The organism is Corallococcus aberystwythensis (assembly GCF_003612165.1).
GTDB classification, from domain to species: Bacteria; Myxococcota; Myxococcia; order Myxococcales; family Myxococcaceae; genus Corallococcus; species Corallococcus aberystwythensis.
Window position 1 is genome coordinate 1 of the sequence record NZ_RAWK01000119.1, and the last position, 12,327, is coordinate 12,327.

At 71.6% G+C, this 12,327-nt stretch carries 12 protein-coding genes; 4 read left to right on the plus strand and 8 right to left on the minus strand.

The features are described 5' to 3' along the window. The first annotated feature begins 123 nt into the window (after positions 1-123). The 4 genes from D7W81_RS20425 (at position 124) to D7W81_RS20440 (ending at position 5,137) form a co-directional block, all read left to right on the plus strand. Complete coding sequence (locus tag D7W81_RS20425; RefSeq protein WP_120557058.1) at positions 124-1,080, plus strand: diguanylate cyclase; 957 nt, start codon at positions 124-126, stop codon at positions 1,078-1,080. Positions 1,081-1,106: 26 nt separating this feature from the next. After that, positions 1,107-2,843 (plus strand): response regulator, encoded by a 1,737-nt coding sequence (locus tag D7W81_RS20430; protein WP_120557059.1) that lies wholly within the window; start codon positions 1,107-1,109, stop codon positions 2,841-2,843. Between the two features lie 95 nt (positions 2,844-2,938). Next, entirely contained in the window at positions 2,939-3,814 is an 876-nt protein-coding gene (locus tag D7W81_RS20435; RefSeq protein WP_120557060.1) for a hypothetical protein, read from the plus strand. Between the two features lie 51 nt (positions 3,815-3,865). After that, the gene (locus D7W81_RS20440; RefSeq protein WP_120557061.1) at positions 3,866-5,137 is read left to right on the plus strand and encodes a PQQ-dependent sugar dehydrogenase; all 1,272 of its coding nucleotides are present in this window, start codon (positions 3,866-3,868) and stop codon (positions 5,135-5,137) included. 62 nt (positions 5,138-5,199) lie between these two features. Here D7W81_RS20440 and D7W81_RS20445 read toward each other — a convergent pair whose 3' ends face one another. The 8 genes from D7W81_RS20445 to D7W81_RS20475 form a co-directional block, all read right to left on the minus strand. Then, complete coding sequence (locus D7W81_RS20445; RefSeq protein WP_244227314.1) at positions 5,200-5,793, minus strand: HdeD family acid-resistance protein; 594 nt, start codon at positions 5,791-5,793, stop codon at positions 5,200-5,202. Positions 5,794-5,971: 178 nt separating this feature from the next. Beyond that, entirely contained in the window at positions 5,972-6,874 is a 903-nt protein-coding gene (miaA, locus tag D7W81_RS20450) for a tRNA (adenosine(37)-N6)-dimethylallyltransferase MiaA (protein ID WP_120557063.1), read from the minus strand. A gap of 51 nt (positions 6,875-6,925) precedes the next feature. Then, a complete protein-coding gene (locus D7W81_RS20455; RefSeq protein WP_244227315.1) occupies positions 6,926-7,762 on the minus strand; it encodes an ATP-binding cassette domain-containing protein in 837 nt (278 codons plus the stop codon). Beyond that, on the minus strand, positions 7,759-7,884 hold the full coding sequence (locus D7W81_RS44155; RefSeq protein WP_279637826.1) for a hypothetical protein: 126 nt from the start codon (positions 7,882-7,884) through the stop codon (positions 7,759-7,761). Before D7W81_RS44155 ends, D7W81_RS20455 begins: the two co-directional genes overlap by 4 nt. Positions 7,885-7,935: 51 nt before the next feature. Next, positions 7,936-10,980 carry an outer membrane protein assembly factor BamB family protein gene (locus D7W81_RS20460; RefSeq protein ID WP_244227316.1) on the minus strand — a complete coding sequence of 1,015 codons (3,045 nt, stop codon included), beginning with the start codon at positions 10,978-10,980 and terminating at the stop codon, positions 7,936-7,938. Between the two features lies 1 nt (position 10,981). After that, complete coding sequence (locus D7W81_RS20465) at positions 10,982-11,530, minus strand: hypothetical protein (RefSeq protein WP_120557065.1); 549 nt, start codon at positions 11,528-11,530, stop codon at positions 10,982-10,984. Beyond that, complete coding sequence (locus D7W81_RS20470) at positions 11,527-11,841, minus strand: PqqD family protein (protein ID WP_120557066.1); 315 nt, start codon at positions 11,839-11,841, stop codon at positions 11,527-11,529. Before D7W81_RS20470 ends, D7W81_RS20465 begins: the two co-directional genes overlap by 4 nt. Next, a complete protein-coding gene (locus D7W81_RS20475) occupies positions 11,838-12,248 on the minus strand; it encodes a S24/S26 family peptidase (protein ID WP_279637827.1) in 411 nt (136 codons plus the stop codon). The genes D7W81_RS20470 and D7W81_RS20475 overlap by 4 nt, the downstream gene beginning before the upstream one ends. Between the last annotated feature and the right edge of the window lie 79 nt (positions 12,249-12,327).

The following is a 12,327-nucleotide window of genomic DNA, read 5'->3' on the forward strand; positions in this document are numbered from 1 at the left end:
TTGCAAGACGGGGCGGCGGCGGGTGCGCGTGGGGCGCAAGGGCGTGGGGAGCATCTGGATGGGCGTGGCGCCCGAGACTTTCGGCCTGCCATTTCAGGGCAGGCGAGCGGAGCGAACCAGTTCATGGAACGGCACGGCCGCAGCAGTGAGCGCGCGCTCCTGCTCATCATCGAGGACGACACCGGCGTGCGCGAAGGCCTGATGGACCTGCTCGCACCGCGCTTTGACGTGCTGGCCGCTTCGGACGCGGACGCGGGCGTGGAGCTGGCGCGCGAGCACCGCCCGGACCTGGTGCTGCTGGATCGCTTCCTGCCCTCCGGGGATGGGCTGGCGGTCCTGGAGACGCTCCAGGGCGACGTGCGCACGGAGATGGTGCCCGTCATCTTCCTCACGGGGGACGCGGACGAGGCGACCCTGGAGCGATGTCTGGAGATGGGCGCCGTGGACTTCATCCACAAGCCGGCGAGCTCGCGCGAACTGCTCGCCCGCATCGACCGCGCGGTGCGCCAGAGCGAGCAGCAGCGCAAGCTCCAGGTGCTGGCGCAGACGGACGCGCTCACGGGCCTGGCGAACTTCCGGGCGCTGTCGGTGCGGCTGGAGGACGAGTTCAAGCGGGCCCTGCGCTACGGCTACTCGCTGAGCGTGGTGGTCATCGACCTGGACCACCTGAAGGCCATCAACGACGGCATGGGCCACGACGTGGGCAACCGCGCCATCCTGGCCCTGGCCACCCTCATGCAGGGCAACCTGCGCGAGTCCGACTTCGCGGCGCGCTTCGGCGGCGACGAGTTCGTCGTGCTCCTGCCGCACCAGACGTCGCTGGAGGCCGCGGTGTTCGCGGAGCGCCTGCGCTCGGAGCTGCGCGGCGTGAACGTGCAGCGCGGTGACGGGCGCCCGGCGCCCTTCGGGTTGAGCATCAGCGTGGGCGTGGCGGACCACACGGCCGACTCCCCGCGTGAGAGCACGGAAGCCTTGCTGAAGGCGGCGGACGCCGCGCTCTACGAGGCCAAGCGGGAGGGGCGCGACCGGGTGGTGGTGTACGGCCAGTCGCTCCACGCCCCCTCGGCACAGCGGCACTGACGGCGGGAAGGGAACGAGGGCGCGCGATGAGCGGGACCAGCAAGCTGTCGAGTGGTTCGAGGGTGGCGATCGTCGGCGGCGGTATCGCTGGAGCGGGGCTCGCGGCCTCTCTTCTCTTCAACGGCCGTGCGCGGGGCGTGGCCCTGGACGTGCGCGTCTACGCGGGGGGCACCGAGGAGCGCACCGCGCCCCCTGCCCTGCTCACGCCGGAGTGCCGCTCGCGGCTCGCCGCGCTGGGCTGCCGCATCCCGCCCGAATGGCGCGCGCATGAACTGCGCGGCGTGGAGGTGATCTCCCAGGGCGAGCGCGAGCTGCTGCCATGCGCGGCCGGCGGCCTCTGGGTGGTGGACGGCTGGCCCAGGGGCGAAGGCGGCCTGGACATGGTGCGCCACGTGCTGTCCACGGCGGCCAGCGCGCAGGGCGCCCGGTTCGTGAACCGCCACGTGGAGCGCGTGGAGCGGCAGGCGCCCGCCCCGGACGCGCCCACGGCGGTGCGCAACGCGGGGCCGCTGGTGGTCCGCGCGCAGGGCAGTGGTGAGCGCTTCCACGCGGTGGCGCTGGCCGCGGGCGCGGGGCCGCTGTTGGGTGACGCCTTCTTCAAGGGCTTCCGTCCGGCGCCGTCCATGCCGGCGGTGCAGGCGCGGCTTCAGGGCGCGATGACGGGCCGGGACCTGGCGCCGGTGGCGCGCCTGTGGGTGGCCCCGCTGCCCTCCGTGGATGCGCTGTTCCTCATCCCGGGTGCGTCGTCCGTGTACGCGCTGGCCTACGGCGCGGCGGTGACGCCGGCGGACCTGTGCCAGGTGCTGATGATGGCCGCGCGCGACGGCCTGCTCGAGGAGGGCTTCGAGGTCGCCGCGTTGGAGACGACGCGCCTGCCCTTCGGCCCCGGCCGCACGCTGGTGGCGCCCGGGCAGCTGGCGGTGGGCCCCGCGGCCTTCGGCCACCCGCTGCAGGTGGGCCTGTCGGAGACGCTGGCGTCGTGCAGCCGCGCCGCGGTGGCGCTGCTGGATGGCGGACTGGACGCGCCGTCGCTGGAGCGCCGCTACGTGCGCGACGGGCTGGGCGAGCTGATGGAGGACGCGGCGGCCGGAGCGCGCTCCATCACCTGGCTGCGCCGCGCGGGCAAGCGGGCCCCGGCGGCGTTCGTCGCGGCGCGCGCGAAGCACTCGGCGGGCGGCGTCTACGGCGGCGGTGTGCTGGGCCTGAGCTCCCCCACCCCGCTGGGCCTCCTGTCCGCGGCGCGCTGGTCGGGCGTGCGCGAGGTGGTGGGCTCGTGGCTGCGCACGCCGATGGAGCCCGTGCCCACGCTGGTGCCGGAGGTGGAGCCGGACCTGTACTACGTGGTGGACGACGACGCGGACACGCGCGAGGCGCTCACGCTGCTGTTGGAGAGCACCGGCGCGCGCGTGGTGTCCTTCGCGGACGAACTGGCGCTGTTCTGCGCGGTGGCGCGCCGTCCTCCCACCGCCATCCTGTTGGACGTGGTGCTGCACTGGGTGGACGGCCTGCGCCTGTGCGAAGGCCTCAAGCAGCACCCGCTCACCCGCGACACCCGCGTGCTGGTGATGAGCGGCCTCAACCGTCCGCACGTGCGCCAGCGCGCGCTCGACGCGGGCGCGGAGGCCTTCCTCCCCAAGCCGGTGAACCCGGACCGCCTCCTCTGCCAGCTCACCGGCCGCGTGCCGGACCCGCTCGCCGCGCCGCGTGAAATCCTCCGCCCCGCCGTCGTGGAAACATTTGGCGAAGACCGTTTTGCCTCCTGATACCTACCTGCACGCAACCGCGATCACATCGACGGGATAATCCCTACAAAAGCATGAAGTTTCGCACTTCATGCTCCATCCAAAGGGAACCCCTCATGCTCGCCTCGAAGCTCTTTCGCGTCGGTCAGTCGTCGTCCCGGTTGCTCAAGCACACCCCGGAGATCACCCGTTCGTTGTCCACGAAGGTCCCGTCGGAGCAGGCGCTGAAGGAGCGTGCGGATCAGAACCGCGTCCGCTTCCAGCAGCACGACATCATGAGCGACATCATGCGCGCCGAGGACGGGCGTGACGGCGGCAACAACCAGCTGGCGCCGCGCATCCGGCCGGACGTGGACCTGGTCCGCCGCGACAACTTCCCGTTCAACGAAGTGCAGCCGACGTACGACACGCCGAAGTCGGCCATCGACCGCGGCGGCCAGCTGCAGCCGGTGGAGCCCAGGGACCGCTCGGTGACGCTGACCGCGCACGTGGACGGCGCGAAGGACACCAAGGCCCACTCGCCCTACACGTCCTTCAGCGGCGTGCCCGTGGGCGTGGATGGCCGGGCCACGGAGAAGAAGCTCGTGGACAACCCGGACTACGGCAAGCACCGCATCGTCCACAACCCGGCCCAGGACGCGAAGGGCGGGGACGTGTTCGACCAGTTCGACATCCAGCGCGACATCCGCACGTCCACGCATCCGGGTCTGGACGAGACGGCCGTGAACCGCAGCCAGCCCGGCAAGCCGGTGTGGCAGCCGGAGCCGCACGAGCGGAGGTTCCTGGCGGACGTCGGCGTGGATCCGACGAAGCCCAGCTTCACCTACCGCGAGCGCGCGATGATGAACTCCGCGCGGGATCAGGAGTACCTGGTGCGCGGCACCATCCACGACTTCACACTGGAGCGTCCGGATGATCAGGGCGGCCTGAAGCCCGTGTCGCGCGACCAGTTCGCCGACCTGTTCGACGACGCGCACAAGAGGACGAAGTAGACCCGGGCCGGGGTTGTGGGATGGGCGCCCCGTGCGCAGGGTGCGCACCCCATGACCCCTTCCCGCCTCTTCGCAGGTGCCCTGCTGTGCCTCTCCGTGGCGTGCTCGGACAAGACGACGTCCAACAACGGTGATCAGACCCCGCTGGAGGTGGCCATCCCCACGCCGCAGGTGCCTCCGAAGGAGGACGCGGTGCGCGCGGTGTCGGTGCCCAACAACCTGGTGAAGCCCGCGAAGCAGCCGTTCGGCGCGGAGCGCCTGGCGCAGCTGCGCGTCCCCGCGGGCTTCCAGGTGGGCGTCTTCGCGCAGGGACTCACGAACCCGCGCAAGCTCGCGGTCCGCCCCAGTGGCGCCGTCTACGTCACCGAGCGCGAGGCCGGCCGCGTCACCCTGCTGCGCGACACGAACGGCGACGGCACGGCGGACACGAGCGTCGTCGTGGCGAGCGGGCTGGGCTCGAAGAACGCGGGCGTGCACGGGCTGGCGCTCCAGGGCGACCGGCTCTTCATGATCACCGACAAGCAGGTGTTCGTCGCGCCGGTGAACCCGGATGACACGCTGGGGCTGCCGGCGCGCATCATCGACGGGCTGCCGGACGCGGGGCAGCACCCCAACCGGACGCTCGCCTTCGGGCCGGACGGCAAGCTGTACGTGTCCGTGGGCAGCACGTGCAACGCATGCGCGGACGCCAACCCGGAGAACGCCACGCTGCTGCGCTTCGAGCCGGATGGCACGGGCCGCGCCGTCGTCGCGAAGGGGCTGCGCAACACCATCGGGTTCGCATGGCACCCGGTGTCCGGGCAGCTGTGGGGCATGGACCACGGCTCGGACTCGCGCGGGGACGACTATCCTCCGGAGGAGCTCAACCGCATCCAGGAGGGCGCGGACTACGGCTGGCCCTACTGCCTGGGCAAGCAGGAGCCGGACGCGTTCCTCAGTCAGGAGCCGCCGGACATGCAGTCGCGGCCGGAGTACTGCGCGAAGACGCAGGCACCGGTGCTGGAGTACCAGGCGCACTCGGCGCCCATGAGCCTGACCTTCTACACGGGCACCCTCTTCCCCCAGGACTTCCGCGACAACGCCTTCGTGGCGATGCGCGGCTCCTGGAACCGCAACCCGCCCACCGGCTACAAGGTCGTCCGCGTACGCTTCGACGCGCAGGGCACGCCCACCGCGTTCGAGGACTTCGCGTCCGGCTGGCTCGGCACGGACGGCACCACCCAGTTCGCCCGGCTGGCGGACACCGCGGTGGCCGCCGACGGGGCGCTGCTCGTCACGGATGATGCGAACGGCGTCATCTACCGCATCGGCTATTCGGGCTGAACTTCACCCACTGATATCCCTTGTTCACCCAGAGTGAATGAACGCCAGGACCCTCCTGGCGCTCAAGCCTCCACGCGGTGCAGGCCTCGCCGCAGCATGAGCGAGCCGGACATCATCGAGATGCCCCGGAAGAAGACGGCGAGCCCGACGAGGGTGCCCACCAGCCACACGGAGGACGCGGGCCACTGGGCCATGACGCTGAGGCCCAGGACCAGGGAGATGAGTCCAAAGGCCAGGTCCCAGGCCCACTGGAAGTAGCGGTCCATGACGGAGGTGATGACGTGGAAGAGGCCGCTGGCGAAGAAGTAGCCGGCGATGAGCAGCGTCAGCGAGGCGAGCCCCGCGGCCGGGTACCTGACGGTGAGGATGCCGACGACGGTGGTGAGGACGCCGCCGAGCATGAAGGACCAGAAGGCGCCCCGGCTTTCGCCGCGAGCGCGGACGGCCGCGGCGATCTCCAGGACGCCGCCAATCACCAGCATGACGCCCACGAAGAAGATGGTGACCATGCTGGTGAAGAGGGTGGCGCCCAGCAACACGACGCCAGCAATCGACGTCAGCAGGCCCAGGAGGAAGGGGGCGCCCCACATCGCCGAGGCCCCCCTCGGAGGACGGTCCGGCCGGGTGTCCGGCGCGCGTTCGACATTCGTTTCCATGGCGTTCTCCACGGTGATGGCTGCCCGCCTCGGGCCCTCGGCCGCCTGTCGGTCCGGGAGTGGACGTGGGGGAAGCGTTTCCCGTGGAAGATGGGAGCGACGCCGGGTGCGAACAATCCGCGTCACCGGGTGAAATGAAACGGAAGGGGCGAGCGGGGGCCGGAGTGGCCCGCCGCGCTCAAGGGGCAGGCCGGGCGTACGGCGGCGCGAGGAACACCGCGCCGGGCTCCTTGCGGAACCAGGTGAGTTGCCGCTTGGCGTACCGCCGGGTCTCCTGCGCGGTGTCGGCGATGGCCTCTTCGCGCGTCATGCGGCCCTCCACCACGGCGCGGGCCTGCACGTAGCCGACGCTGCGCATGGGGGCCGCGTCCGCATGGCCCCGCTCCAGCAGGGCCCGCGTCTCCTCCACGAGCCCGCGTGAGAAGAGCGCCTCCGCGCGCGCGTTGATGGCGGCGTAGAGGGCCTCGCGCGGCGGGTCGAGCACGTACAGCTGGAAGGGGTAGCGGTCCGGCGCGAAGGCATGGGCGCGGCGGAACTCCGAGGCAGGCACGCCCGTCTGCGCGTGGATCTCCAGGGCCCGGACGACGCGCACCAGGTCCTGGGGGGGCAGCTTCGCGGCGGTCTCCGGATCCACCTCGGCCAGCCTGCGGTGCACGGCCTCCCTCCCCTGCTCCGCCGCGAGCGCCTCCAGCTCCGCGCGCAGCGAAGGCAGGGCGCCGGGCGCGTCCACCACGCCGTGCAGCAGGATGCGCAGGTACAGGCCGGTGCCGCCGACGACGAACACGGGCCGGCCTCGGGAGGCGATGTCCGCGATGGCCGCGTCCGCGCGGCGTTGGTATTCAGCGGCGGAGAAGGGCTCCAGCGGATCCACGCAGGAGACCAGGTGATGCGGCACGGCGGCCAGCTCCTCGGCGGAAGGCTTGGCGGTGCCGATGTCGAAGGCGCGGTACACCTGCTGCGAGTCCGCGCTGACAATCTCCCCGCCCGCGTCGCGAGCCCAGGCAATGGCCAGCGCCGTCTTCCCCGACGCCGTGGGTCCAGCGATCACCGTCAAGGGCACCCGCGTCTCGGCCACCGTCATCCGCCTCCCACGCCCGCTGTAACGCAGACGCAAGGCAAGCGCGAGCCCCCGCTACGCCAGCCGCGAGCGCACCACCCCGGCCGCGCTGGCATCGCGCGCGAAGACGAGCCGCGCCGTCTCCACGGACGACAGCACGCGCCCCGCCGCGCCAATCAGCGCGCCCCGGCCCGCGGGCGTGGGCTCGGGCAACAGCGCATTCAGCAGCAGCACCCGGGCCACCTCCCCCGCGCCCTGCGCTTCCCACCGCGAGGCCGCGTCCCAACCCAGCGTGCCCAACGCGACGAGCGTCGCCTCGGCGGTTCGGATGGGCACGTTCCAGGGCGTTCCCGCCACGCGCCATTCGCCATTCGCCACGGGCCACACAGCCACCAGCTCATCCGCGAGCACCTCCCCACCCGCCTCGCGCCACAGCCCGCCCAGGGTGCTCTTGCCCGCGCCGGAGTGCCCCACGAACAGCGCGGCCCGGCCCTCGTGCACCAGCCCCACGCCGTGGACCAGCAGCCCGCCGCGCTTCGCCAGCGCGGACGCGAGCATGACCTTGATCAGGTTCTCCACCGCGAACCGCCCCGACCCGGTGACGTCCGCATGGCGCCGGTCCGCGGAGAGCAGCGCGGAGTACCCGGCACCCTCCACCCGCAGCGTCCCGGAGTCACCCGGCTCCAGCCGGGGCAGCTCCTGCACGGCGGGAGGAGCACTCGGGACGGAGGGCATCCGCATCACCAGCCGGGCATCCGCGGCCACGGCCTCCGGAGCGAGGAAGGCGCCGAACACGCGCCGGAGCGGGCCGGCGAGCGCTTCCTCCTCCAGCTCCAGCGCCACCGTCCACCCGGCCAGGGTGATCCGGAGCGCACCGTCACGGGGACCCGGCGAGGGGCCCCCGCCGGTCACGGCACGCACTCCGATTCGCCGGGGATGGTGCACATGGACAGCTGCGCCAGCGCGACGAAGGGCTGCTCCCACAGGATGGCGGGAGCCACATAGACAGCGGGCGCGGCCGGAGGCTTCGGCACGGAGGGACCCACTGAAGGCTGTGAAGGTCGTTGTCTCACGTGGAAGCCCCCCTAGAAAGGCACCGCGAAGGCACAGATTCGACCATCCGAAGTACCGACATGCAACCGGCCTACGGTGTGATCGATGGTCGGCGTACCGATGGGCTGCGCCGGCCCCACGGTCGCCTGCCCGGAGTCCAAACCCGTCTCCAACTCCAGCTGGTGCACCTTGCCATCCGAGCTTCCGACGTAGATGCGCGCCACGCCGTTCTGGTTGAGGGTGAAGGAACCCGCCGGGCCCGCGATGCCCGTGTCCCAGAGACGCACCGGCACGTTGGTCGCGTCCATCTCATAGCGCTCCACCCTGCCGTCCGCCGTGCTCACCACGAAGCCCCGGCCCAGGGGCCGCGCGAAGTGGGTGAACGCGCGCGCCGTGGTGGGACGCACGGGGACCGTCCAGGCCGTCGTGAACGTGGCCGGATTCACGCCGTACACCTGGCCGTCATTGGCGGTGACGAGGATCTGGTTGCTCGTGGCGTTGCGGACCACGCCGAACTCCAGGTCCCCCAGCGACAGCCGAGCGACTTCCGCGCCCGTAAGGCTGTTGAGGACACGCAGCGTGGCCGTGCTCGTGCCTGACCGGGTGGCCACGTAGAGCCGGTTCGTCGTGTAGTCCACCAGCATGCCGCCGCTCACCATGCCCAGGTCCCCGGGCCGGTAGCGCCAGATGAGCTGGCCCGTGGCCGCGTTGAGCGCGACCACCTGGTTCTGCGCGGACGTGTTGCGCGTGGCGAAGATGGCCAGGTCCACGTTCGAGTACGTCGTCCGGTACTCCGGGTTCGCGTAGTCCAGCAACTGCGTCACGGGGAACGAGCTGATGTTCCCCAGGTCCAGCGTGGTGTTGCGCCACAGGAACTCGCCCGTGGCCGCGTTGAGCACCGCTGGCACGCCGTTCTGGTCACCCACGACGATCCACTGCTGCCCGGGCCGGCCCAGCAGCGGCACCACCGGGAAGCGGGTGGCGATCTTGGCCGTCATCTTCACCGGCCGGAAGCGCTCCGCGCCGTCCTCGGAGGGGTTCGTGGTGTTCGTGAGCGTGGCCAGCACCGAGTCGTTGAAGGAGCTGAAGATGCCCACGCCCAGCTCGGTGACGGGCTGCAGCGTCGAGTCAAACCCCACCGAGTAGCACCACAGCGGGTTGCCCGCCACGCGCGCCCGTGGCGTGGCCAGCAGGCCCTGGGAGGTGGGCTGGTTGCCCGGTCCGTACCGCAGCTCATCATCCGCGTTGAACACGCGGTAGGTGTACGTCGTGCCGTTCGTCACCGCCGTGTCCGTCATGGACGACGCGGAGCTGAACTCGTCCGTGTAGGCCACCGTCGCGTTGCCCAGCACGTCCCCCACCGCGTAGCGCACGCCGCTGGTGGGCGCGGTGTTGGGCGGGGTCGTCCCCTCGGCGCGCAGCACCAGGGTGCCGCCGTGGTTGAAGGGGTTGTCCCAGGTGAGCGTCACGCTGCCGTCGCGAGCCACGCCGGTGAGGCGCCCCACGTCCGGGGACGCGGTCACCGCCAGCAGCGTCATCGTCGCCTCCACGCGGATGCGCGGATCGTTCCAGCCCTGGTTCAGCTCCAGGCGGTGGCGGAACGCCGTGTCCGCGGTGACGGCGGTGAAGCCCGAATAGGTGATGCGGAAGGTGGCCTCGCCGCCCACCGGGATGCCGGACTCCGACTCCCAGAGGTAGCCGGCCGCGTCCGTGTAGACGTTCCAGTCCCCGAACGGCTGCGGCCCCGACGCGGCCACCGCGAAGTAGTTCGCCGCGGGCTTGAACAGCTTCACTTCGTAGATGGGCAGCGTGCCCCGGTTCTGCACCGTGTACGCCACCGTCACGCCCGTGGCCGCGGTGGACATCGTCTCCTGGCTCAGCCGCACGCGGTGCTCCACGATGCGGCCCTTGCGCGCGGTGACGGCGTCGCCCGCCACCGCCGAACCGTTGAGCGTCCCGTCCACCTGCGCCCGGAACTGATAGCTGGCGCCGGGTGAGCCCGACACCTGATAGCGCCACGTGAACTGCGCGGAAGCGCCCGGCGCCAGCTGCGCCACGCTCTCCGGCGACGGCCCGGACACCAGGGACGCCGTCGCGTTGCCCAGCAGCACCGGCGCGCGCGGGCGCACCTGCGTGTACGTGTTCGCGGTGGAGGCGTTGAACACCGTCAGACGCAGCGCCACCTGATCACCGGCGAATGCGTCCACGATGTCCATGTCCGCCGCCGCGACCAGGTTGCCCACATCCGCCATGGGCGAATCCACGAGCGGCGCGTTGGAGCCGCTGTTGGTCGTACGCACCCGGATGCGCGCGGCCACGGCGCCAGCGGCGGTGGGCCGCAGGTTGGCCACGAAGACGCCCGCGGTCCGCATCGCCACGGTCCTGTTGGTGTTGGGATCCTTGCTCACGGTGGTGAGCGGCACGCTGGTCGTGGAGGCGGGATCGTCCATCGTCACGGTGGCCGAACCCGTGCCCCGGTTCTCCACCACCACGCGCGCCACGGTCGTGCCGTTGACCGCCAGCACGCGCGGCAGCAGCGTCACGTTCGTGGCCAGGATGCCGCGCGTCCAGTAGGTCGTGTTCAGGCTGTTGTTGGTGTAGTTCGTGCCATCGCACTGGTCGCGGGCATACGTGCCCGCCGCAAGGCGCTCGGTGGCGTTGTCGGTGGCGCGGTTCGACGGGCCCACCACGCTCAGGACGAAGCGCGCGGACTGGGTGCGAGCCAGGCCGCGCCCATCGTCCACGCAGCCCAGCGTGGACTGGAAGGTGATGCGCCGCTCGTTGGCGTCGACGTACTCGACCTTCCAGTTCGGGTTCGTCTCCGCCGGCAGGCCGTTCAGCAGCTGGTAGCCGGCCGGGAGGACGAAGGACACCTCCGACAGGCGGGCGTCGTTCACGGTCGTGGACGTGTTGGTCACCTCCAGGACGAGGTCGGACGCCTCGTCCATCACCACCCGCGCGGCGTTCTCTCCAGCGGCGGGGATGGGGCGCACGGTCCAGGTCGTCTGGGCGAAGCCCACCGCGGGAAGCAGCACGGCGGCGAGCGCGAGGATGCGGACGTTCATGGCGTTGCTCACGTCACGGCTCCAGGGTGAAGGACGTGGCGGCCAGCTGCGCGCCGTCCAGGAAGAAGCGCACCTGCCAGGTGCCCGTCATGCGCGCCATGGACACCGGCGTGCCCGCCACCGGCAGCGAATAGCGCAGCGTGCGCGTCTCTTCCGGTGGTGCCTCCACCGTCGCGCTCCGCTTCTCGTACGGACGTCCGCCCGGCGCGATGAACTCCACGTCCACCTGGCCCTTGTTGCGCACGCCGCTCACCACGAAGTCCACGTCCACCTGCTGCACCTCGGACAGGGGCGCCGAGCCCTCACCCACCACCTCCGCGCTCCCGGCCGGGGGCGGCAACACCACGGGCGGCGGCTCCTCGTCCGGAGGCGGCTCCTCCTCGACGGGCGCCTGGGGCGGCGGCTGGGCCACACTCCCGCCACCGGCCAGCACCTCCGTCGGGTCCACGGGGCCACGACCCTGCCCCGGCTTCACGGCTGGCGGCGGCAGGGGGGACACCCCTTCCGAGCACGCCGACAGCACCATCGCACCCGCCAGCACGGCCACGAGCGTGCGCATCATGTCTCCTCCAGAGGCGCGGCACCGGCCGGCGCGCGCACTTCGTCCAACAGCCCCCGCCGCTGAAGCTCCTCGAGGAAGCGCAGCGTGTCGGTCAGCACCGGACCGACGTCGGTCGAAAACTCGGCGGCCACCTGCTCCGCCACTGCCCGGGCCGTGCGCGCTCCGTCGCACAGTGCCCAGATGCGCGCCGCCGTCGGGTTGAGCCCGCGCAGCGTGCGCCCCTCCGCGTCCAGCACCAGGAAGTCCGCGCCAAAGCCCTCCCCCGAGGTCCCCTGTCGCCGCCGGGGAACGCTGCCTTCCTGAAAGCTCATGCGCGGCCCGTCCTTCCCAGCCACGCGGCCACCTGGCGCTTCAGCGTCGCGCGCCAGCGGCCCACGAGGCGAGGGCCCACGTCCCAGCGCTCCATCTCCAGCAGCGCGCCGCCCCGGCGCACACGCCGGGCCCGCCCCAGGATACGGAAGAGGGGCAGCGGCGGATCTTCCACGCCGCCATTGTCCCCACGAAGCGCGCACACGCTGCCGTCACACCAGCGCACCCGGTGCAGCACCAGCGAGGACTCGAAGCGCGCCAGCACCACCTCACCCGGGCGCGGAGCTTCCGCCAGCGGCTCCACCTCCGCCACGTCCCCCGCGCGCAACGACGGCCACATGCTGTCCCCAGCCACGGGGATCCAACGCGGGCCATCGATCACGGAGGCGGGCTGGGGAGCGCTCGACATGGAAATGCAAGGTACCCCAAACTCTCAAGCTCCGCGAATCTACAAGGCCTCGTTCCCCCAGCGATTCCCAGGACTTACG